The following is a 22058-nucleotide window of genomic DNA, read 5'->3' on the forward strand; positions in this document are numbered from 1 at the left end:
CTAACCTGTGAACGACTCTGGGGAGCCCGATGCGGGAAATCCGCACGTCGGGTTCTGATTGGGGCTGACGGTACAAAGGTGAAAACCTAAGGCCGTCTTCTACCAACCACACCGTGAACCAAAGCAAACTCGTCGAGGTACTATCGAGAACCATTAAAGATGGACGCGTCATATCACTCATTCACAAGTACCTGAAAGTGGGCGTAATCGTGAATCACCGCTTTGAAGAAACCGAAGTCGGCGTGCCACAGGGCGGAAACCTGAGTCCAATACTTAGCAACATCATGCTGAACGAGTTAGACAAAGAATTGGAGAACCGCGGTCATAAGTTTGTGCGTTACGCGGATGATCTTCTCATTTTCTGTAAAAGCCGAAGGAGTGCTGAACGGACTCTGGAAAACATACTTCCATTCATCGAGAAGAAATTATTTCTTAGAGTGAATCGGGAGAAGACGGTAGTGGACGAGATATTGCGAGTCAAATTTCTTGGATTCTCGTTTTACCAACGTAAGGGAGAAACACAGATCAGAATTCATCCGAAATCCGTAGTAAAGATGAGAACCAAAATAAAGGAACTCACATCAAGAAGCAATGGAGTAGGTAATATTGATCGTGCAGAGAAACTTAGACGCTACATTATGGGATGGCTCAACTATTTCAAAATAGCCAACATGAAGAAACTCCTCCAAGAAACGGACAAATGGATGAGAAGGCGAATTCGCATGATCTACTGGAAACAATGGAAACGAGTGAGAACAAAGTTCGAAAACCTAAAATCACTCGGAGTCAACGAACAGAAGGCATGGGAATACGCAAATACAAGAAAGAGCTATTGGAGAATCTCCAAAAGCCCAATCCTCAACAAGTCCCTCGGAAATACCACGATTAAAAGACTCGGTTTCTTATTCTTTTCAGATTATTATCGACAAGTCACTGTGTAAACTAAGGAACCGCCGTATACCGAACGGTATGTACGGTGGTGTGGGAGGTCGGCTACTCAACTAATGGGTAGCCTCCTACCCGATTAAGGAGGTAGCATCGATGAAAAAATATTGGGTTGATGGAACGTTTGTTCTCCCGGCTTTTATTATCTTCACTCTGTTTCTGGTCTTCCCAGTCATAAGCAGTTTTTATTACAGTTTGACGAATTGGAATGGTTTAAATCCAGAATCTAACTTTATTGGGTTAAGCAATTATAAAAAGTTGTTTACAGATCCGGATGTTTGGAATGCTATTTTTAACACGTTTCTCATTGCAATCTTGATTACTGTAGGGAAGAATGTTTTGGGTTTAACCCTAGCATTAGGACTCCAAGGAACAAGAAGGATTCATCGTATATTGCGCGTGTGGTTCTTAGTCCCGGTCATGTTGAGTTCTCTGGCGATCGGATATATCTGGGCCTATATGTACAGTCCGACTGATGGCGTGATCAATACGATTTTAGCGATGGTCCATCTGAATGGGATATCTCAAGACTGGCTTGGCAACAGCCATCTTGCCATTTTTAGTGTAATATTCGTAAGTATTTGGCATTTTGTTGCCTTTACCATGATTATTTATGTGGCTGGGCTTCAATCAATACCTAATGATATCTATGAAGCGGCTTTTATTGATGGTGCCGGTAAACTGAGCATGTTTAAAAATATCACATTTCCGCTTATTGCTCCCTCTTTCACTGTTAACATTGTTGTGAATATGATCGTTGGAATCAAAATATTTGATACGATCTTTGTCATGACGAATGGTGGACCCGGTACGTCTACGGAGAACCTTTCAATTTTACTTTATCGTCAGGCATTCAGTTTTGACCGAATGGGTTATGCCAGTGCGATTGCTGTCGTTATGTTTGTGATCATTTTGATTTTTTCATTAGTGCAAATCACCGTGCTTAGAAAAAGGGAGGTCGAATATTAATATGGCTCTCCAGAATCGGAATAGCTTGGTTATTTCTATCATACTTACTTTATGGGCAATTATTGTATTGGTTCCTATTTTGATAGTCGTGCTAGTTGCTTTAAAAACCCCTATGGATTTGCAACAAGGCCCATTGAGTTTTCCAACTGCTTTTCAGTGGTCGAACTTTATTTCCGCTTGGAATAAAGGCGGTATGTGGAGCTCATTTATTAACAGTATTGTTATTACAGGCTCATCTGTAGTACTCATAATTTTCTTAAGTTCAGCTGCTGCATATCCATTATCTCGAAGGAGATCGAGATTGGCGGCTCTGATGTATCTGTATTTTCTTTGCGGTATGATGGTTCCATTTCAAATGGCAATGATTCCGTTATACAAATTATTAAACAAGCTGAATTTAATTGGGAAATACCCTGGTCCTATTTTTATTTATGTAGCACTCGGGCTTTCATTTTCTATTTTTTTATATACTTCATTTTTCAGAACCATTCCAAAAGAAATCGAGGAATCCTCTTTAATCGATGGTTGCGGCCCTTATCGTACCTTCTGGTTGGTCTTATTTCCGTTGCTCAAGCCCATTACATCGACCTTATTGATAACGAACACGCTGTTCATTTGGAATGATTTTTTCGTACCCCTGCTGTTTCTACAAAGTAAAAGCGCCAGAACTATTCCGCTCTCCATTTTTTCTTTCACTGGTGAATTTGTAAATCAGTGGAATCTAGTTTTCGCAGCTGTACTCATTGGATCTCTACCTCTTATTATTCTGTTCCTTGTTTTACAAAAACAATTTATTCAAGGAATGGCTAGCGGAGCGGTAAAAGGATAATATTGGAAATAAATGAACAAATATAGAAAGGGGCAAAGAGCGTTGATTGACTTCATCATGGACTTTCAATTGAAGATCTTTGATCTGCAGTTGGATTCCCGTATAAATCCATTGGAAATTGATAGTCACCATCCGCGGTTTAGTTGGAAGCTGAAAGCTGATCGAAATGACGTAAAGCAAACGGCCTATCGAATAATAGTTGAAACTAACGATCCAGAAGAGAATCTAGGTGAAGTTTGGGATAGTGGCAAGGTTGATTCGGATAGATCCGTATTTGTTGACTACGGTGGTTCTTTGCTGCAGTCAAGAATTCGTTACTACTGGCGAGTGAAAGTCTGGGATGAGCAAGGTATCGAATCCGAATGGAGCGAGAGTGCTTGGTGGGAAATGGGACTACTTCTAGAGTCCGATTGGAGCGCTAAATGGATTGAACCTATACAAGAAAGGGCTACGGAGAAGCAATTGCATCCAAGTCCGTTACTCCGGAGAACGTTCGAAGTAAATGAGCAAATTAAACGTGCCCGAATTTATGCTTCAGCACATGGAGTCTATGCCTTGGAGTTAAACGGGAAGAGGGTCGGAGCACAAGAACTTGCACCCGAATTTACCTCCTATGATCGTTGTTTACAATATCAAACCTACGATGTGACAGATCTATTGAGTCAAGGAATAAATGTAGTTGGAGCGATGCTTGGCGATGGTTGGTATGTAGGACGCATCGGACTTACTGGTGATTGCTGCAGCTACGGCGATACTTTAGCGCTGTTGTTGCAAATGGAAATTGAGACAGCTAGCGGCGCCATTCTTTTTGTCCGAAGCGACGAAAACTTTGCTTGCTCATTCGGCGAGATTCAATATTCAGATCTTTTTATCGGAGAGAAGGTGGATGCTCGCCTTCGAAAAGATGGCTGGAGTAACCTGAACTTCGATGCTGCGGATTGGCAGCCTGCAAGGATAGTTCCTTATTGATATCATAATCTTGTAGCACAATACGCGGAGCCTATCCGAGCGATAGAAGTAGTTAAACCTGTTCGATTAATCCTAACCCCTAAAGGGGAGAGATTAATCGATCTAGGGCAAAATATCGCCGGGAGAATGCGGATGCGCGTAGTTGGAGCAGCTGGAACGGAGATTACATTAGAACACTGTGAAGTGCTGGATGAAAAAGGGAATTTTTTTAATAATATTCACGGACAAAATAAGGATCAAAAGGATATTTTTATTCTGCGGGGGGATGAGGAGGAAGAGTTCGAGCCGAAATTCACCTATCATGGATTCCGTTATGTCAAGTTGACAGGCTATCCGGGAGAAATAATATTAGAAAACTTCAGCGGCATTGTGATTTCGTCCGACCTAAGACATAGCGGCAACTTCGAATGCTCCGACATTCGAATTAATCAATTGCAGTCGAACATTTTTTGGAGTCAAAAATCAAACATGGTTTCAATTCCTACCGACTGTCCACAACGTGAAAAGGCCGGCTGGCTCGGAGACATTCAAGTATTTGCACCAACCGCGTGTTTTAATATGGATATGTATGCATTTTTGGCCAGTTGGCTGCGTACCGTAAGGATCGAACAACTGGATGACGGTCAAATACCGAATGTAGTTCCATTTTCGAGCGGTTTCCAGAAATTCTTCGACCGATTAGGTGGTCTTTCTTCAGCGGCTTGGGGAGATGCAATTCTCATCGTTCCCTGGGTACTATATCAACAGTATGGAGATTTAAAGATCCTTCAAGACAATTACGAGGCTATGGTGAATTGGGTAGAATATGTTCGAAAGGCGGCGACTGAATCTTCGACAGTGTGTATGGACAGCGTAGACGATCCTGTTAAGCTACAAAGACAAGAATATCTCTGGAATACAGGTGGATTCCATTTTGGTGATTGGTTGATACCCAGCTTAAGTATGAGTAAAAACGAAGAGAAGGTGGATATGCGCAGAAGTGCGTATCTCACAAGAGAACTCGTCTCCACATGCTTCTATGCGTATGCTACACAACTTCTTGCCGATATTGCTAGAATTCTAGGGAAATCTGATGATACCGTGCGTTATATCGATTTGAATCAGAAGGTACGACAATCGTTTAGTGATGAATATTTGAATGTAGATGGTAGGCTTACTACACATTTTCAAGGTATTTACGTGCTGGCCCTTCGTATGAATATGGTTCCTAATTCAATCCGCAATTTAGTTTTGGGGCAGCTTATCTCACTGATCGAAGAAAACGGGTACAGGCTCGATACTGGCTTTGTTTCAGTACCTTATTTGCTGGATGTTCTATGTGAGAACGGCCGTTTAGATATCTCATATCAATTGTTGGTTCAGACGGAGTGTCCCTCCTGGCTGTATGAAGTAAAGAATGGTGCGACTACCATTTGGGAAGCGTGGCAAGCCATTTTGCCCAACGGAAAGGTGACAAGTGCTTCATTTAATCACTACGCATTGGGTTGTGTAGGGGATTGGTTATACCGTTCTATTGCCGGTATTGATAAAACGGAAGTGGGTTATAAGAATATTCGTATTTCGCCTCATGTTCAGTGTGGATTCTCTTATGCAAAAGCTTCGTATGAGTCCGTATACGGAACGATCCGATCTGCATGGGAGAGGCAAGGTGATAGGATTAGATTAACAATAGAAATTCCTGCTAATACATCAGCTACTGTTTGTTTACCTAAAGGGGATATGCAAGTCGGCAGTGGTCGACATGAGTTTGTGTATGAAGTTTAATCTGTTGCCAGTTTGGCTCCATGTTTACCGGTGAATGAGTTCGCAGACAGCAAAAAATCATGAGGACCTAATTGGTTACTTCATGATTTTTTTGTTTATGGGCTCGGAATTAATGCCCAGAGTAACCCAAATTATTGGATATTTCTTTTGCCGCTTTCATGACTTTGCTTTTTAGGGCCGATAACTGCTGGTGCTTAATGCGATGCTTGGGACCGACCAACGAAATGGAGGCGATTACTTTTTTGGTATAGTTTCGAATTGGTGCCGCAAGGGAGACAACATCCTCTAGATACTCACATTCGCTGTAGCAAAATTCCGTCTCGCGGATTTCTGCAAGCTGTTTTTTTAAAATACTGGGATCGATGATTGTTCTCTCGGAGTATTGCATCAAATCCATTGCAAGCGAGCGTTCAATTTTTGATGTTTCTTGAAAGGCCAGTAACACTTTGCCCGAGCTTGTACAGTGGATCGGGTTTCGGCGGCCGACATAGGACAAGATCCGGACAGGGTGCAAGCACTCTATCTGCTCAATGTAAACAACGTCGTCATCCTCTAATACAGCGATATGAGCCGCTTCCCCCGTATCTTTTACTAATTCTTTTAAAATAGGCCGTGCTTCGCGGTTGATTTCCAGTTGGGAGGTCACAATGCTGTTTAGCGTCAAAATGCGGAGCCCCAACCGGTATTTTTGGTTATCCGGATCTTTGATGACATATCCTTCGCTGGCAAGTGTGCTGAGCAGACGGCTTATGGTGCTTTTGCCAACGCCAAGCTCGACGGCCAAGTCGCTGACACGTTTTTCGGGAGTTTCCTGTGAGAAACTGTTAAGGATACGTAGCGCATTTTTAACAGAGGAAAGCAAATAATCATTGTCCGGCGTGTCTATCATGGTTGTACCATCCTTACTAGTATGTTTGTTCTTCATAAAAGTACATCGTTATGATAAAAGTCTACCATGATGTATGCAAGAGGGACATCCCCTAAAATATATTTTTATTTGTTGCGTATAGAAGAACAGTGGTGTTGTATAAAGAATTAAATGCATTTAAGATTCATGTAAGGGCTTTCTTATTAAGGTAATAGGAGGATGTCAATGACACTAAGTATGGCTCTATTGGCTGCACATGTACCGAGCATTTGTCATGAGGAACAAGCGCCTGATTTTCAGAAGAAGCTCGTTGAGGGGCTTCACTTGATGCGAGAGCGAATCGAACAACAGCAACCCGATACAATCGTTTTATTGTCTTGCCATTTTCCAGGTACATTCCATCACTATGTGGATGCCACTCCCAGACACACAGGCGTACTCACTGCGGTGGAATGTCCGGATTTAATTTCGGATATACCGTACGATTATACGGGCGACGAGTTGCTAGCCAAAGAACTGGTAGCAGCGGGCAATCAAGCAGGAATTCCAATTACAGAATTTAACGACCCAACTTACATTTGGGATTACGGCACCGTCGTGCCGCTTCGTTATCTGGTACCCAAACAGAATATTCCGATTGTGAGCCTCTCCGTTTGCTGGGCGTCAAGCCTGGATGAATCGTTTCAATGGGGCAAACAGATTGGCAAGGTGCTTAGGGAAAGCGGGAAGCGGGTTGTCTTCATCAGCAGCGGGGCTATGTCTCATAATTTAGTCAGAGGCCGCCATAACATGCCGACACTTTCGGAACAGGCGATGGACAAACAGTTCTTAGCTTATTTGTTAAATAACGATTACACCGCAGCAAGGGAAATGCTGACACAATATGCACGTATTGCAGGAGTGGAATCTGGAGGACGGCATTTAGCAGCATTGCTAGGTGTACTGGACAAAGAGCAGGCCGAGTTCTGGGGATATGGGCAATCTTCCGGTAGCGGAAATGCAATTGTATCGTTTGTATCATAACCAATATGGGGAATAAAGGGGAAATCAACATGACATTAACTAAAGTCAAATCGAAGGATTGTTTGCATTTCATTAATGGGGAATTCGTTCCTTCTCTAGACGGAAAAACCTTTCATAATATCAACCCGGCCACAGAGGAGATCTTAGGTACAGTTGCCGAAGGCGGAGCACGGGAAGTGGATCTTGCTGTTGCAGCCGCACGTAAAGCACTAAACGGCCCGTGGAACAAAATGACCGCCAATGAACGAATTGCTGTTTTGCGCAAAGTAGGCGATTTAATTCTGGAGCGTAAGGATGAATTGGCCACATTGGAATCTCTCGATACAGGCAAGCCGATCTGGCTGTCAGGCAGCATCGATATTCCTCGTTCCGCTTACAACTTCCACTTCTTCTCTGATTACATCCGTACGATTACGAATGAATCGACACAAATGGATGATGTAGCGCTCAACTATGCCATTCGACGTCCGGTTGGCATCGTCGGCTTGATCAACCCATGGAACCTACCGATGCTTCTGCTGACCTGGAAGCTCGCCCCTGCACTGGCCGCAGGCAATACGGTCGTGTTGAAACCGGCAGAGTTAACTCCGATGACAGCAACCGTGCTGGCAGAAATTTGCCGTGACGCGGGAATTCCGGACGGTGTTGTGAACGTCGTGCATGGCTTCGGGCCGAATTCCTCAGGGGCCGCACTAGTTGAGCATCCGGATGTTAACGCGATCAGCTTCACCGGCGAAACGACGACGGGCAAGACCATCATGGCTTCCGCAGCAAAAACGCTGAAGCGTCTATCCTACGAGCTTGGCGGGAAAAATCCAAATATCATTTTCGCAGATTCCAATTTGGATGAAGTGATCGAAACGACAATGAAGTCGAGCTTCATTAACCAAGGTGAGGTTTGCTTATGCGGTTCGAGAATTTATGTGGAACGCTCCGCTTACAACGCGTTTATGGAGAAGTTCGAGGCTAAAACAAGAGAGTTGGTCGTAGGCGATCCGTTCGACCCCAAGACGAAGGTTGGCGCATTAATCAGTGAAGAGCATTACGATCGTGTAACAAGCTATATCAAGCTGGCTGTACAGGAAGGCGGTACGATTGTCACCGGCGGGAAGCGACCGGAGGGCCTTAATAAAGGCTATTACCTGGAACCAACGATCATTACAGGGCTTACCCGCGACTGCCGTGTTGTGAAGGAAGAGATTTTCGGACCGGTAGTTACGGTTATCCCTTTTGATACGGAAGAGGAAGTGCTCGATCAAGTCAACGATACGCATTACGGCTTAAGCGCTTCTGTATGGACGAACGACTTGCGAAGAGCACATCGTGTAGCTGGACAGATAGAAGCGGGGATCGTATGGGTAAACACTTGGTTCCTTCGCGACTTGCGGACGCCTTTTGGCGGTATGAAGCAAAGCGGTATCGGCCGGGAAGGCGGATTGCACAGCTTTGAGTTCTATTCCGAACTAACCAACATATGCATCAAACTTTGATGATCGAGGAGGCGAGTTAGAGCCCATGAAGAATACAGCAGTTAAATATGCAGAGCATTTGGAGCAAGCGAAGATAGGTGGTAAAGGCGTAGAGCCGATTACGGCACTAGATCCCGAGATAACGGTTCAAGAGGCGTATGACATTCAATTGGCCACGATCGCCAAGAAGGTGACGACGGGAAGCCGCATTGTCGGGAAAAAGATCGGTTTGACCTCTCTGGCCATGCAGCAGCTACTCAAAGTGGATCAACCTGATTACGGTCATCTACTGGACGATATGGTGGTGGAAAATGGTGGAGCCATTCCGTTTTCACGGGTATTGCAACCGAAGGTAGAGGCGGAAATTGCTTTTGTGTTGAAGCAGGATCTGATTGGCCCTCGGGTTACACCCTCCGAAGTGCTGCTTGCTACAGACTATGTACTGCCGGCGCTTGAAATCGTTGACAGCCGGATTGCCGACTGGAAAATTAAGCTCCAAGATACGGTGGCAGATAATGCGTCCTCGGGCTTATATGTATTGGGCGGCAAGCCGGTCAAACCACAAAACATCGATATGGCGCTTGCGGGTATGGTTCTTTACAAGAACGGCGAAATCATGAACACAGGCGTTGGCGCTGCCGCACTCGGCAATCCTGCCGCATGTGTCGCATGGCTGGCCAACAAGCTGTTCGAATTCGGCATCACGCTAAAAGCAGGTGAAGTTATTTTATCAGGCGCCTTATCCGCTGCTGTGAATGCGGAGCCAGGCGATCATTTCCGGACGCGAATCGCTCATTTAGGCGAAGTTTCCGTTTGCTTCCAAGCTTAAACGAAAGGATGATTTCGATGTCAAAAATAAAAGTCGCCGTGCTCGGTTCAGGGAATATTGGCACGGACTTGATGTATAAGCTAAGTCGCTCAAAGGTGCTTGAGATGACAACGATGATTGGGGTTGATCCCTCATCGGAGGGATTGGCACGCGCTGCCAAGCTCGGGTACGTAACCATTGATTCCGGCATCCAAGGTTTTTTGGAACAACCCGATTTGGCGGATATTATCTTCGACGCGACCTCAGCAAAGGCTCATATTCGTCATGCGAAGGCATTACGAAATGCCGGCAAAATCGCGATGGATCTCACTCCTGCTGCCGTTGGAGCGTTAGTCGTACCAGCAGTCAACCTGCAGGAGCATATTTTGAAGGACAACGTCAACCTCGTGACTTGCGGCGGTCAGGCAACAATTCCGATTGTGCATGCGATAGGTCGTATCACTCCAGTTGAATATGCGGAAATCGTTGCGACCATCTCCAGTAAAAGCGCTGGACCGGGGACTCGAGCTAATATCGACGAATTTACGGAAACGACTGCTCAAGGGATTGAAAATATCGGAGGCGCGAAAAAGGGCAAAGCGATCATTATTCTGAATCCGGCCGAACCGCCGATTTTAATGCGGGATACGGTATATGCTTTGGTGGATAAAGAACGCATGGATAATGATGCGATTACCCGATCCATCCTTGATACGGTTGCCTACATTCAATCTTACGTACCAGGTTACCGGTTGCGGACAGAGCCGATCTATGATGGCAATAAAGTGACCGTTTTTCTCGAGGTTGAAGGCGCTGGCGACTATTTACCGTCCTATTCCGGCAATCTTGACATCATGACCGCATCGGCCGTGAAGGTAGCAGAAGAAATTGCAAGGAACCGGATGGCTCAATCTTTGAGTGAGGGAGGAGAATCGGCATGATAAAAGAACGCGATATCCAGATTACAGAGGTCGCTCTTCGCGACGGAAGCCACGCCATCGCACATCAATATACGATCGAACAAGTGACGAAGGTTACCAAGGCATTGGGCGAAGCGGGAGTTCCATATATCGAAGTATCTCATGGAGATGGCCTCGGAGGCTCCTCCTTACAGTACGGCCTTTCGCATACGAATGAGATGAAGCTTATTGAAGCGGCAGTTTCCGTTAGCGGCGAATCCAAAATCGCTGTTCTCGTGCTACCGGGCATCGGAACGGTTAAAGAAATGAAGGAAGCTGCCGGACTGGGCGTCCGCATGGCAAGAATCGGCACGCATGTGACGGAAGCCGATGTATCGGCGCAACATTTGTATAAGGCGAAGGAGCTCGGACTCGAAACCGTTGGCTTCTTAATGATGTCGCACATGGTTCCGACTGCAAAGCTGGTAGAGCAGGCTAAGCTCATGGAAAGCTATGGCGCGGATACGGTGTATATGTTCGATTCCGCCGGAGCCTTGCTGCCGCTTCAGGTGAAGGAACGGGTTCGCGCACTGCGGGAACATCTCTCCGTCAACATCGGATTTCATGGTCATAACAACCTCTCGCTGGCGATGGCAAACACCTTGGCAGCGATCGAAGAAGGTGCGGGGCGCATTGACGGCAGTATCCGGTGCCTCGGGGCAGGAGCGGGTAATACCCAGACGGAAGTGCTGATCGCCGTACTTGAACATATGGGCATCAACACAGGCATCGATCTTTACAAGATCATGGATGTCGCCGAAGAGGTTATCGCACCGCTTCTTCAGGTGCCGCAGGAAATTACGCGCGACAATCTGGTGCTTGGATATGCTGGGGTTTATTCCAGCTTTTTGCTTCACGCAAGGCGGGCAGCCAAAAGCTTCGGAATTGATTCGAGGGATATTCTCATCGAGCTGGGCAACCGTAAAGTTGTAGGCGGCCAGGAAGACATGATCGTGGATGTCGCCGCCGAACTGGCAAAGCTACACATCAAATAAGCAAATTGGAGGAATTGAACGTGAGTACATTAATAAAAAAAATGGCCCGTCACTTGTTAAACGCGGAAGCGGAGAAAAAGGTAGTGCCTAAGATTATTATTGATAATCCTGATTTGTCGATTGCGGATGCTTATGCGATTCAAGAACAAATCGTACAATTGAAGCTGGAGGAAGGACTTCGCATTGTAGGTCCTAAGATGGGACTAACCAGTCAGGCCAAGATGAAACAGATGAATGTGAGCGAGCCGATCTACGGTTACATCTTCGATAATATGGTGGAGAGCGGTCAGGACATTTCCCTTCAAAACTATATTCACCCGAAAGTAGAAGCGGAAATCGCTTTTGTGCTTGGGAAAGACATCGAGGGTCCTGGGATTACTGGCGCGCAGGTGCTTGCTGCAACGGAATACGTCATTCCCGCGCTCGAAATCATCGACAGCCGATATGAGAATTTCCAGTTTACGCTTCCGGATGTCATCGCAGACAATGCCTCCTCCGCTGGCGTATTCTTCGGTTCCCAGATAAAGCGTCCCGATTTTATGGAGTTGGATCTGCTTGGCGTAACGCTCAGTATTAACGGGCAAATCAAAGAACTGGGCGCTGGTGCGGCTGTCGTTGGACATCCGGCTCAATCGGTGGCGATGCTCGCGAACATGCTGTCCAGAAAAGGGCTGAAGTTGAAAGCTGGACAAGTCATTCTTACGGGAGGCATTACAGGTGCCGTCAAGCTTCACGCAGGTGATGTCGTAAGTGCCCGATTCGATGGATTGGGCTCTGTCGATTTCACAGTCAAGCCGTAAATAACAAAGCCAATACTTAATACTAAGGAGGAATAGACGTATGCCCATTATTCATATTCAAGTGATGGAAGGCAGACCGCCGGAGAAGATCAAATCTTTGATCGAACGTGTAACGGATACCGTATCGGAGGAGTTGAACACGCCGAAAGACCGGATCCGAGTTCTCGTAGCTGAAGTGCCCAAAACACATTGGGGGATTGGCGGCGTTCCGGCTTCCGATATTCCCAATCGATAATCGAGTACGGAGGTAACGAACCCATGTACGATGTTCATACACACGTGATTCCACCCGAGGTTCTGAATTGGCTGCGGGATCATCAAACTTCAGTCAATGCGAAGTGGACAAAGAAAGACCCGGGTAAAGCAGAATTTTTAAGCGTAAACGGTAAATGGGAATTCGAGTTGAAAGAAGCCTTCATCAATCAGGAGCTTTATTTAATAGAGCAAGAGAGAGCAGGCATTCGTCATTCGCTTGTCTCTCCGATCCCACAGCTGTTTCTATATGATTTTCCATCCGAGTTAACAAAGGAAATGGCGGCTGTTTACAACGATGGACTCGTAGACTGGGCACGCAGGCATCCAAGCCGATTGTCGGCATTGGCTACTTTGCCGATGAACGACCCGGTTTGTGCATCCATAGAATTGAAAAGGGCGATGAATAGGGGAGCGAAAGGCGCGATTGTTGCTACTTCATGGGCAGGTCGTGGACTCAGTGAAGAGGATTTGACTCCGTTCTGGGAAGTGGCAAATGAGCGGAGCGCAATTATTTTCGTTCACCCGCTGCTTTGTGAGGAACCCCGTTTACGCAAGTCGATGATGACCAACCTGATAGGAGTACCATGGGAGACGACAATATGCGCGACCGACTTGCTTCTTAGCGGTATCCTTGAACGATATCCAAAGGTGAAAGTACTGCTAGCTCACGGCGGCGGTTTTCTGCCTTATCAATTGGGTAGAGTGCAGACTGGATATGACAAATGGAAAGCAGTGTCTTCCGCCATAAAGTCTCCCCCACGCGAGCTTATTCGCCGGTTCTGGTTCGATACCGTTCTTTGGAACCCAGAAGCTCTTGCCTATCTCATTGAGGTCGCTGGAGAAGACAAAGTCGTGCCGGGTACGGATTTCCCATTTGATTTATGCGAATGGCCGCCGGGAATCGAAGGAACGAAAGGATTCCACTCTTTGATGGATACGGGAAAATATGAATAGGGAAGGGAGGCTGGTCATATGAAAACACAAGTTGGTATCATCGGAGCTGGCCCCGCCGGCTTGATGCTCTCGCATCTGCTTTATTTGCAGGGGATCGATTCGGTGATCCTGGAAAGCCGAACGCGGGAAGAAATCGAAGGTACGATTCGAGCAGGTGTTTTGGAGCATGGTACTGTCGAACTGATGAAAGCAATGGGTGTTGGCGATCGTATGATGCGTGAGGGCCATTTTCATGAAGGATTCGAGCTTCGCTTCAATGGGAGAGGACACCGTATTAACGTGCACGAGCTGACAGGCGGCAAGCATATCACGGTATATGCGCAGCATGAAATCATCAAAGACCTCGTCGCTGCTCGTCTGCAGGCGGGGGGAACGATTATTTTTAACGTGGGTGATGTTAGTCTTCATGATGTTGATACTGACTCCCCAAAAATTAAATTCCGTCCCGACAAGGATGGTGAGCTGCAAGAAATTTCGTGCGATTTTATCGCGGGCTGTGATGGCTTCCATGGGCCGAGTCGGCCTACAATTCCACAGTCCGTTCGCACAGAGTATCAGAAAGTGTACCCGCACGGATGGCTCGGCATTTTAGTGAAAGCGCCATCATCGGCTGCGGAACTTGTGTATGCCAACCATGAACGAGGCTTTGCCTTGTTAAGCACTCGTTCTCCGGAAATCCAACGTTTATACCTTCAGGTGAACCCCAAGGATAATATCAAGGAATGGTCCGACGATCGGATTTGGTCCGAGCTGCATAAGCGTTTAGAAACTCGCGATGGCTTTAAGTTGATTGAAGGGGGGATTTTCCAGAAAGGTATCGTGCCGATGAGAAGTTTCGTATGTGATCCGATGCAATATGGAAGGCTCTTCCTTGCCGGTGATGCCGCACATATCGTTCCTCCAACCGGAGCGAAAGGGCTCAATCTCGCTACCGCCGACATCCGTGTGCTCGCAGAAGGCTTAAAGCGTTATTATACGTCTGGCAAAACCGAAATGCTTGACGGGTATTCCGAAATCGTCCTCCGACGCATCTGGAAAGCGGAACGGTTCTCTTATGCTATGACAAGCATGCTGCACCGCTACGACGATCATTCTCCGTTTGAGCGAAAAATTCAACTTGCAGAGCTTGATTATATTACATCATCCAAGGCAGCCTCTGTCAGTCTGGCCGAGAATTATGTGGGCTTGCCAATGGAATACGAAGAATTCCGAGGAAGTAGAGAATCAAGTTTCTGCTGTTGACACTATGATCCAAAAACTGCAGCATTCATCCAAGAAGATTGTAGTTGAAGTTACTTCTGTTTCGAGAGTGACCGAACAATCTGATGCAGGCGCAGAAGAAGTACTTGCCAATGTTGGTGAACAGAGCGAGCGTATTCAAGAGATCGTAGAAAGTTTTGCCGAACTGGAAGCAATGATTAGAGCTCTTGAAGAAGAATTGTCGGGAAGCAGCATATAGTTTATGGATCAGGAGACGTCAAATGGAAATTTCTTGAATGAATAGGAGTTGAATTCTATGGAAGTGTCTCCAGCAGTGAAAGGGAAACAATCAAGTCGAAACGATTCGCCTTCGACTAAAACGTCATTTGGAAGACTTGCAACTGCATTAAGTATCGGAATGCTTGGATATTACATTGCAGTCGCCATTCCTTCTTTGCTCTTATTAACTTTTAAGATGATGGAGGTTGCCCCAAATGATGTGACTGCTTCATTTGCTTTGGTGTCTGGAATTGGTTCTATTGTAGGCATGATTATGGGAGTGTTAGGCGGGGCAATTGGGGACCGGACAAAAGCAAAATTAGGACGTAGGAGAATCTGGATATTAATAGGCAGCTTGCTTGGAAGTGCGGCGTTGGTTGGTATTAATTTCTCGCATACGGTAGGATTGGTCGTCGTATTCTGGTCGCTAGCCAACTTGTTTTTCGTCTTTGCCTTGTCTTCTTATATGGCGTTAATTCCAGAACAAGTCCATCCATCCAAACAAGGAACCTTCTCCGGAATAATCGGTATATTTAACCCAGTGGCGATTACGATCGGCATGATTGTCATGACCATCATGACCGGTGCATCGTTAGAGATGAAATGGAACACATTAGCGATTATTGGCTCCGTTACAGGCCTCATCGCTTGTTTACTGATAAAGGAAGTTCCTTTGGAAGCAGCATCTGGTGTGAGTAAAGAGAGGCTGACTTTCAGGGAAACGTTATCGCGTATATATCCTAGCCCAAGACGTTTTCCTAGCTTTACATGGGGAATGATAACAAGATTTTTTGCAAGCCTTGGATTCTTTACTATCATCTATAACACACTGTTCCTTATGGATAGATTTCATTACTCCCAATCGGAGGTTACAGGGATGGCGACTATTTTACAAGCCACCCAAACGATATGTCTAGCTCTCTCCAGCGTTCTTGGCGGCTTATTGTCAGATAAACTTAAAAAGCAAAAGCCTTTCGTAGCCGGGGCTGCGATCATGATGGGGATTGGCCTCGCTACGATGGCGATTTCACCGACTTTCATAATCGCTCTCATTGGCAATGCGTTATTGGGCTTCGGTTACGGGATGTATTTGGCCGTAGACACTGCACTAATTGCCAGAATATTACCGAGAAAGGAAGATGCGGCCAAAGATTATGGACTTATGAACATCGCGACTGCTCTACCCAATTCATTGACAGCAATCATAGCACCTTCGCTAATTGCAACTGGAGGCTTCGTGTTCTTCTATGGATTATTTGCCGTTTCGGGGTTGCTCAGTGCCGCAGCAGTCGCACCTATTCCTGAGATGTCTTCCGAAAGATCAAAAAAAGCAGAAGACGAGATTTTAGACGACCTTCGATAACTTCGAGTGGAAACGGATCGCACAATCGAATACACAGAGGTAAGGAGCTTAAGAATTTAAAAAGCCGAGAATCTGATCGAATGATCTGATTACCGGCTTTACTTAATTATGTTGGTTTACCAAATAAATTCTCGAGAGGGATACTTACTATGAAAATTTCCTGTCTAGGACCGCAAGGTACATTTTCGGACGAAGCGGCTCATCGTTATTATAAAAATTCACAGGTGGACTTTTACATGTGCGAAACACTGATCGAAGTCATTGAGGCTGTTGCGGATAATCTAGTCGATCAAGGGTTTGTTCCGATTGAAAATTCAATTGAGGGATCAATTAATATTACTTTGGACGGGATTATTAAGCACAAGTTGATGATTCAAGCTGAGGTTATATTTCCTGTTTTCATGCATTTATTAGTCAAAGAAGGAGTACAAGTTAAGGACGTAAAAGAAATATGGTCAATTCCTCCAGCCCTAGCCCAATGCAGGGAGTTTGTTCGTGAATTGAAGATTCCGACTATAGATTATTCAAGTACTGCATTGGCTGCAGAGGCAATTAAGAAAACAACTCGACGCGATGTTGCAGCAGTAGGATCCGAATGGGCTGCTACATTGTTTGGGTTAGATATTGCAGTTAGAAATATTGAGGATTTTCAAGAGAATCAGACACGTTTTTTCGTAGTAACAAAAGACAGCGATCCCATAGCCCGTACACAAAAATCGTTATTATTGATAAACCCGGAAAAAGACCAAGCAGGAGTATTATCCAGTATCTTGAATGTCTTGTCTGCACTAGGCATTAACCTTACTTGGATTGAATCCAGACCGACTAAGCGAAAACTGGGATCTTATCAATTTTTTTTGGAACTAGAACTTGGTAGTCAACATCCTGCCTTGTCCAAGACTATGGCCATTCTTAGCACGCTTGGTCATGATGTTCGTTTGCTGGGAAGCTACAATAGCATTAAACTCTAGTTTGTTAATATCGGGAACATTTAATACTAGTAATTGATAGAAAAGGGGCAGATTGAATTTAAAATTCGTTGCTCCTTTATTTTATTTTCACAATAGGGCACAGACCCATCAGCTAAACGCTATAGATCTCCACACCTTGTAATAGGTGTTGGAACTGATTTGTATGGAACATAAATAATTATATAGTACATTATTAATATTATCTATCACACGTAAATGGTTATTTATTATATACTAATAAATAAATAATACATACTATATGACAGTAGGGGACTTCCAAGATCAGCGAAATTTGGGATGAGATCCAAATTGATTTTCGAAATAAACTATACGAAGGACAACGAAGGGAATTGATGAGGATGGAAGCCAAGTTGCAGCAGTTGAAAATAGGTATGATATCTAATAATTTACCCGTATCCCAACTGGTAGAAATTGCATTAGAACGGAAGGAAGGGGTTCTAGCTTCCTCAGGAGCATTACAAGTGAACACAGGGAAATATACCGGACGTTCCCCAAAAGATAAGTTCATTGTCCAAGAACCTTCCGTCATGGATCACATAGATTGGGGGGCTGTGAATTCACCAATCTCACAGCTTCAGTTCGAGCGGCTCTACCAAAAAGCGCAAAACTATATGTCGGATAAGAATTTGTTTGTATTCGACGGCTATGCCGGGACGGATTCGGAGTATCGGTTACCCATTCGCATCGTGAATGAATATGCGTGGCATAATTTATTTGTTCAGCAGCTTTTTGTTCGTCCGACACAGGAAGAATTGCAAACACATAATTCGGAGTTCACCATGATCGCACTGCCGGGCTTAAAAGCTGATCCGGAAGTGGACGGTACGCGCTCTGAAACGTTTATCTGCCTTTCATTTGAAAGGAAATTGGTTCTCATTGGTGGAACCGAGTATGCAGGAGAGATGAAAAAATCGATTTTTAGCGTTCTGAATTATTTGCTCCCTTTCCGTGACGTTCTTCCCATGCATTGCTCAGCCAATGTTGGAGAGAAAGACGATGTAGCCTTATTCTTTGGGTTATCCGGAACGGGGAAAACGACGCTTTCCGCTGACCCAAACCGCAGGTTGATTGGGGACGATGAGCATGGCTGGACCGATCAAGGCGTCTATAACTTTGAGGGCGGATGTTATGCCAAGTGTGCCAATCTATCCGAAGAAAAGGAACCGCAAATCTGGCAGGCTATCCGTTATGGTTCGGTTTTAGAAAATGTCGTTTTGGATCCAGAGACAGGCAGATCGGATTATAACGATACCCGGACGACAGAAAATACGCGGGCCGCTTATCCGATCGATTTAATACCTGATGCTGTCATCCCAGGGAAAGCGGGTCATCCGAACGTCATCATCTTCTTAACAGCTGATGCTTTCGGCGTGCTGCCTCCCATTTCGAAGCTGACGAAAGAACAGGCGATGTATCATTTCTTGTCAGGGTATACTTCGAAGCTGGCAGGAACTGAAAGAGGGGTAACGGAACCGGAGGCGACATTTTCCACTTGCTTTGGGGCGCCTTTCCTTCCGCTTCATCCAACGGTGTACGCAAAGCTATTGGGTAATAAAATTGAGGAGCACCAAGTTAACGTGTATTTGGTTAACACAGGATGGTCCGGGGGTCCCTATGGTATAGGGAAAAGGATGAATTTAACTTTCACCCGTGCGATGGTAACCGCTGCTTTGAATGGAAGTATCGAGCAAGCGACGTTTACGGCCGATCCGATCTTTGGTGTGCTCTGTCCCGATTTCGTGGAGGGGGTTCCAAGCAATGTTCTTGTTCCCCGTCATACTTGGCAGGATCAAGAGGCTTATGAGAAGGCCGCTTGGGAGTTGGCTGAACGGTTTACTCGCAATTTTGAAAAGTTTAATGAAAGTCTAAGTCAAAATTCGTATTAGTAACTCCGAAGGCCTGCCTCTGGCAGGTTTTTTCTTATGAGATCTAAATGCGGGATCTAAGCGGTTACTATATATTTGGATTGTAAAAAGAGTATTTTGCTCATAAGTAAATTAGATTACTGCAATATGTTTTACGTATTTCAAAATGAATTTTATTTGATTTATGATAAAAATAAGAAAACAAGAAGGGGGTTGCCATAACTCAAAAACAAGTTGTGGTATCTAAAATGACAATTGAAGGATTGGCTCTGCTCAACATTACTGTGAGTGCTAACGGAGAATCGAAAACGTTTAACCCAACGTTAATCTGGGATGAGAATGAAGCCATACTAATGGACACGTGCTTGCCTGAACAAACAGCTTCGATTCGTAAGGAAATGGAAAAGCTCGGTGTTCGGTTCGAGAAATTATCCAGAATTATTATTACACATCAAGATTGGGATCATATCGGATGCCTTCCAGAGCTGTTAAGTGAAGCAAAACACAAGATCGAAGTATTGGCACATGAGAAAACTAAGCCCTATATCCAAGGCGAAATTCGATTGATTAAAGCAAAAATCCTCTCAAAGCCAGTTCAAGTGAACCGAACGATTGATGACGGTGAATACCTGCCATATTGCGGAGGGATCACGGTTATATCGACGCCTGGCCATACGCCAGATCACATTAGCTTATACAGCCATCGATATAAAGCGCTGATCGCTGCAGATGCAACTACAGCTGCGTCTGGACGACTTCTCGGTCCGAACCCGCAATTCACACTTAACATGAAAGAGGCTTATTTTTCTTTGGGGAAATGTTTAGGCTACGAATTCGATAAAGTTTTGTGCTATCACGGAGGGGAGTGTACGGAGGATGTGCGTGCTTCACTTCTAAGCATAGCCTCAAGAATGGAGTAAGCTATCGGACCCAATCAAATGAAAAATACATAGTGTAAGGAGAATTATATCAATGAAAATGACCGGAGGAGAAATTCTGCTTCGATCCCTGAAGGCTGAGCAAATCCCATATGTGTACGGGATTGTTGGAGGCCGGTTTATGACCTTTATTAGGGCTATCTCACTGGATCCTTCGGTTGAATATATCGGAGTCCGGCACGAAGCATCCGCGGCGCATATGGCGGCGGCTACCTTTCATTCTACAGGCCGCCTTGGTGTATGCCTTGGCGATATGGGTCCCGGAGGGGGAAACTTGGTTACCGGTGTTGCAAGCGCATTCAACAACAATATCCCAATGATAGCCATGACATCTAACAATCCGAATAAAGGAATTTACCCATTTAACGGCATGTTTATGGATATGGATGCTGTCAATTTGTTCAAACCTATAACCAAATGGAATGCGTTGGTAAGTGACCCACTGCGGATTCCGGAGTTGGTGCGATGGGCATTCCGTGAGGCGCTGCTGGGAAAACCCGGGCCCGTGCATTTGGACTTCTCTGCGGATGCGCTAGTTTCCACGGTGGATATCGATGAATCCATCTTTGATGTAGAGCCCAAGCATTATAGGGTCGTCGGACGATCCCGAACCTCGGCATGTCAGGTGGAGCAAGCGGTGGATTTGCTCACTAAGGCCGAGCGTCCTCTACTGATAGCCGGAGGCGGTGTTATTGTCTCGGAAGCGGTTCCGGAATTTCGTAAGCTTGCAAAACTGCTGGGAGCGCCGTCAACCGCCACGCAAATGGGTATCGGGGCCGTTTCCAGCCTGGAGCCGCATTATATTGGTCAAGGCGGCGTAATTGGCGGCCATGCTGTCATTCGTGCGATGAAGGAGGCGGATGTCGTCTTAGCCGTAGGGTGCAGGTTCTCATCATGGGTTTGGGATAAACAAGGACCTATTGTAGACGGAGAGCTTCAGCAGAAGCTAATCCACATCGATATCGACCCTTCGGCTATTGGTAAGCTCAATCGGGTGGAAATAGGGCTGCTAGGCGATGCGAAGACCATTCTTGAAGATCTGTTGGAAGCCTTGGATGCGCGTAAGTACGCCACCATATCCGAACGCCCTTGGCTCATGTCTCTTCTGAGCACCTACTCCTTATACCGAAGCGAATTGACAGCAAATGTGAATGAGAATGATAAGGCCATGCACCCTGCATTATTGGCCGAGACGATAGGCGGATGGCTGGCGGAGGATGCGTTGGTTGTTTTCGACGGCGGTCATACGACCTTCTGGAGCAATGATCTGACGCCTGTCCGCGAGCCTCGGACTCGGTTCCATGATCCAGGCATGGCCCAGCTTGGCTTCGGTACACCTTATGCTCATGCCATTAAGCTGCTGCATCCGGACCGACCGGTTTTCAGTATCACTGGAGACGGCTCGTTCGGCTTTACGTTGCAGGAGCTCGATACGGCTCGTCGTTATGGGATAACCGTTGTCCATATTATTCATAACAACGAATCGTGGGGAATACAAAAAAGCAGCCAACAAAGCATGTTTAAGTATGAATACGGTGTCGAACTGTCAGACACGAATTATGCTGAAATCGCACGTTCTTTCGGCTGCTATGGGGAAAGGATCACACGGCCCGAGGACATTGTACCTGCGCTGGAGAGGGCGCTTCAATCCGGCTTGCCTGCTGTCATTGAGGCATTGGTGTGGTTCGATTCACATCCCGCCAAGCCGTATGTAGGGGCGATGAGCACGGCAGGCTTGGACATCATAATGCACTAATGAACGGATAGACAGTCTTACGTAAGGCAAAATCATTTTCTAGAGTAAGGAGCTTCGA

Annotated in this window: 21 protein-coding genes; 20 read left to right on the forward strand and 1 reads right to left on the reverse strand. The window is 45.7% G+C overall.

The genetic code is table 11. The features are described from left to right. Positions 1-113 precede the first annotated feature (113 nt). The 5 genes from AC58P7_RS22695 (at position 114) to AC58P7_RS22715 (ending at position 5476) form a co-directional block, all read left to right on the forward strand. A complete protein-coding gene (locus AC58P7_RS22695; protein WP_497346912.1) occupies positions 114-941 on the forward strand; it encodes a reverse transcriptase domain-containing protein in 828 nt (275 codons plus the stop codon). 100 nt (positions 942-1041) lie between these two features. Next, positions 1042-1914, forward strand: a complete 873-nt coding sequence (locus AC58P7_RS22700) for a carbohydrate ABC transporter permease (RefSeq protein WP_497346914.1) — start codon at positions 1042-1044, stop codon at positions 1912-1914. A gap of 1 nt (position 1915) precedes the next feature. Beyond that, positions 1916-2743 (forward strand): carbohydrate ABC transporter permease, encoded by an 828-nt coding sequence (locus AC58P7_RS22705; protein ID WP_497346916.1) that lies wholly within the window; start codon positions 1916-1918, stop codon positions 2741-2743. A gap of 12 nt (positions 2744-2755) precedes the next feature. Continuing rightward, on the forward strand, positions 2756-3712 hold the full coding sequence (locus AC58P7_RS22710; RefSeq protein ID WP_497346918.1) for an alpha-L-rhamnosidase N-terminal domain-containing protein: 957 nt from the start codon (positions 2756-2758) through the stop codon (positions 3710-3712). 69 nt (positions 3713-3781) lie between these two features. Continuing rightward, on the forward strand, positions 3782-5476 hold the full coding sequence (locus AC58P7_RS22715; protein ID WP_497347091.1) for a family 78 glycoside hydrolase catalytic domain: 1695 nt from the start codon (positions 3782-3784) through the stop codon (positions 5474-5476). A 109-nt stretch (positions 5477-5585) separates the two neighbouring features. Here AC58P7_RS22715 and AC58P7_RS22720 read toward each other — a convergent pair whose 3' ends face one another. Further along, positions 5586-6365: an IclR family transcriptional regulator gene (locus tag AC58P7_RS22720; RefSeq protein WP_497346920.1), complete on the reverse strand. Its 780-nt coding sequence runs from the start codon at positions 6363-6365 to the stop codon at positions 5586-5588. Positions 6366-6569: 204 nt separating this feature from the next. Between AC58P7_RS22720 and AC58P7_RS22725 the strand changes: the two genes are divergently transcribed. From AC58P7_RS22725 to AC58P7_RS22795, 15 genes are all read left to right on the forward strand, one after another. Beyond that, positions 6570-7367 carry a DODA-type extradiol aromatic ring-opening family dioxygenase gene (locus tag AC58P7_RS22725; RefSeq protein WP_497346922.1) on the forward strand — a complete coding sequence of 266 codons (798 nt, stop codon included), beginning with the start codon at positions 6570-6572 and terminating at the stop codon, positions 7365-7367. A gap of 29 nt (positions 7368-7396) precedes the next feature. Beyond that, complete coding sequence (locus tag AC58P7_RS22730; protein WP_497346924.1) at positions 7397-8857, forward strand: aldehyde dehydrogenase; 1461 nt, start codon at positions 7397-7399, stop codon at positions 8855-8857. 25 nt (positions 8858-8882) lie between these two features. Further along, entirely contained in the window at positions 8883-9665 is a 783-nt protein-coding gene (locus AC58P7_RS22735; protein WP_497346926.1) for a 2-keto-4-pentenoate hydratase, read from the forward strand. Between the two features lie 17 nt (positions 9666-9682). Further along, positions 9683-10585, forward strand: coding sequence for an acetaldehyde dehydrogenase (acetylating) (locus AC58P7_RS22740; RefSeq protein ID WP_497346928.1), 903 nt, complete (start codon positions 9683-9685; stop codon positions 10583-10585). Continuing rightward, the gene (gene dmpG / locus AC58P7_RS22745) at positions 10582-11598 is read left to right on the forward strand and encodes a 4-hydroxy-2-oxovalerate aldolase (protein ID WP_497346930.1); all 1017 of its coding nucleotides are present in this window, start codon (positions 10582-10584) and stop codon (positions 11596-11598) included. The genes AC58P7_RS22740 and dmpG overlap by 4 nt, the downstream gene beginning before the upstream one ends. A gap of 14 nt (positions 11599-11612) precedes the next feature. After that, positions 11613-12398 (forward strand): 2-keto-4-pentenoate hydratase, encoded by a 786-nt coding sequence (locus AC58P7_RS22750; protein ID WP_497346932.1) that lies wholly within the window; start codon positions 11613-11615, stop codon positions 12396-12398. A gap of 19 nt (positions 12399-12417) precedes the next feature. Further along, positions 12418-12633 carry a 4-oxalocrotonate tautomerase gene (locus AC58P7_RS22755; RefSeq protein ID WP_497347093.1) on the forward strand — a complete coding sequence of 72 codons (216 nt, stop codon included), beginning with the start codon at positions 12418-12420 and terminating at the stop codon, positions 12631-12633. Positions 12634-12656: 23 nt separating this feature from the next. Beyond that, positions 12657-13607, forward strand: a complete 951-nt coding sequence (locus tag AC58P7_RS22760; RefSeq protein ID WP_497346933.1) for an amidohydrolase family protein — start codon at positions 12657-12659, stop codon at positions 13605-13607. Positions 13608-13625: 18 nt separating this feature from the next. Then, entirely contained in the window at positions 13626-14849 is a 1224-nt protein-coding gene (gene pobA / locus AC58P7_RS22765; RefSeq protein ID WP_497346935.1) for a 4-hydroxybenzoate 3-monooxygenase, read from the forward strand. 4 nt (positions 14850-14853) lie between these two features. After that, entirely contained in the window at positions 14854-15066 is a 213-nt protein-coding gene (locus AC58P7_RS22770; protein WP_497346937.1) for a hypothetical protein, read from the forward strand. 57 nt (positions 15067-15123) lie between these two features. Beyond that, the gene (locus AC58P7_RS22775) at positions 15124-16449 is read left to right on the forward strand and encodes an MFS transporter (RefSeq protein WP_497346939.1); all 1326 of its coding nucleotides are present in this window, start codon (positions 15124-15126) and stop codon (positions 16447-16449) included. Positions 16450-16598: 149 nt separating this feature from the next. Continuing rightward, entirely contained in the window at positions 16599-17420 is an 822-nt protein-coding gene (gene pheA, locus AC58P7_RS22780) for a prephenate dehydratase (protein WP_497346941.1), read from the forward strand. A gap of 359 nt (positions 17421-17779) precedes the next feature. Further along, complete coding sequence (gene pckA / locus AC58P7_RS22785; RefSeq protein WP_497346943.1) at positions 17780-19327, forward strand: phosphoenolpyruvate carboxykinase (ATP); 1548 nt, start codon at positions 17780-17782, stop codon at positions 19325-19327. Between the two features lie 227 nt (positions 19328-19554). Beyond that, a complete protein-coding gene (locus tag AC58P7_RS22790; RefSeq protein WP_497346945.1) occupies positions 19555-20226 on the forward strand; it encodes an MBL fold metallo-hydrolase in 672 nt (223 codons plus the stop codon). Positions 20227-20278: 52 nt separating this feature from the next. After that, on the forward strand, positions 20279-22000 hold the full coding sequence (locus tag AC58P7_RS22795) for a thiamine pyrophosphate-binding protein (protein WP_497346947.1): 1722 nt from the start codon (positions 20279-20281) through the stop codon (positions 21998-22000). Positions 22001-22058 lie beyond the last annotated feature (58 nt).

This window comes from Paenibacillus sp. J22FR5 (assembly GCF_059691975.1).

Excerpts from the sequence above, each read along its gene's own strand:
- AC58P7_RS22700 (WP_497346914.1), top strand. The coding sequence starts at position 1,042 with ATGAAAAAATATTGGGTTGATGGAACGTTTGTTCTCCCGGCTTTTATT.
- AC58P7_RS22705 (WP_497346916.1), top strand. The coding sequence starts at position 1,916 with ATGGCTCTCCAGAATCGGAATAGCTTGGTTATTTCTATCATACTTACT.
- AC58P7_RS22710 (WP_497346918.1), top strand. The coding sequence starts at position 2,756 with ATGAACAAATATAGAAAGGGGCAAAGAGCGTTGATTGACTTCATCATG.
- AC58P7_RS22720 (WP_497346920.1), bottom strand. The coding sequence starts at position 6,365 with ATGATAGACACGCCGGACAATGATTATTTGCTTTCCTCTGTTAAAAAT.
- AC58P7_RS22725 (WP_497346922.1), top strand. The coding sequence starts at position 6,570 with ATGACACTAAGTATGGCTCTATTGGCTGCACATGTACCGAGCATTTGT.
- AC58P7_RS22730 (WP_497346924.1), top strand. The coding sequence starts at position 7,397 with ATGACATTAACTAAAGTCAAATCGAAGGATTGTTTGCATTTCATTAAT.
- AC58P7_RS22735 (WP_497346926.1), top strand. The coding sequence starts at position 8,883 with ATGAAGAATACAGCAGTTAAATATGCAGAGCATTTGGAGCAAGCGAAG.
- AC58P7_RS22740 (WP_497346928.1), top strand. The coding sequence starts at position 9,683 with ATGTCAAAAATAAAAGTCGCCGTGCTCGGTTCAGGGAATATTGGCACG.
- dmpG (WP_497346930.1), top strand. The coding sequence starts at position 10,582 with ATGATAAAAGAACGCGATATCCAGATTACAGAGGTCGCTCTTCGCGAC.
- AC58P7_RS22760 (WP_497346933.1), top strand. The coding sequence starts at position 12,657 with ATGTACGATGTTCATACACACGTGATTCCACCCGAGGTTCTGAATTGG.
- pobA (WP_497346935.1), top strand. The coding sequence starts at position 13,626 with ATGAAAACACAAGTTGGTATCATCGGAGCTGGCCCCGCCGGCTTGATG.
- AC58P7_RS22770 (WP_497346937.1), top strand. The coding sequence starts at position 14,854 with ATGATCCAAAAACTGCAGCATTCATCCAAGAAGATTGTAGTTGAAGTT.
- AC58P7_RS22775 (WP_497346939.1), top strand. The coding sequence starts at position 15,124 with ATGGAAGTGTCTCCAGCAGTGAAAGGGAAACAATCAAGTCGAAACGAT.
- pheA (WP_497346941.1), top strand. The coding sequence starts at position 16,599 with ATGAAAATTTCCTGTCTAGGACCGCAAGGTACATTTTCGGACGAAGCG.
- pckA (WP_497346943.1), top strand. The coding sequence starts at position 17,780 with ATGGAAGCCAAGTTGCAGCAGTTGAAAATAGGTATGATATCTAATAAT.
- AC58P7_RS22790 (WP_497346945.1), top strand. The coding sequence starts at position 19,555 with ATGACAATTGAAGGATTGGCTCTGCTCAACATTACTGTGAGTGCTAAC.
- AC58P7_RS22795 (WP_497346947.1), top strand. The coding sequence starts at position 20,279 with ATGAAAATGACCGGAGGAGAAATTCTGCTTCGATCCCTGAAGGCTGAG.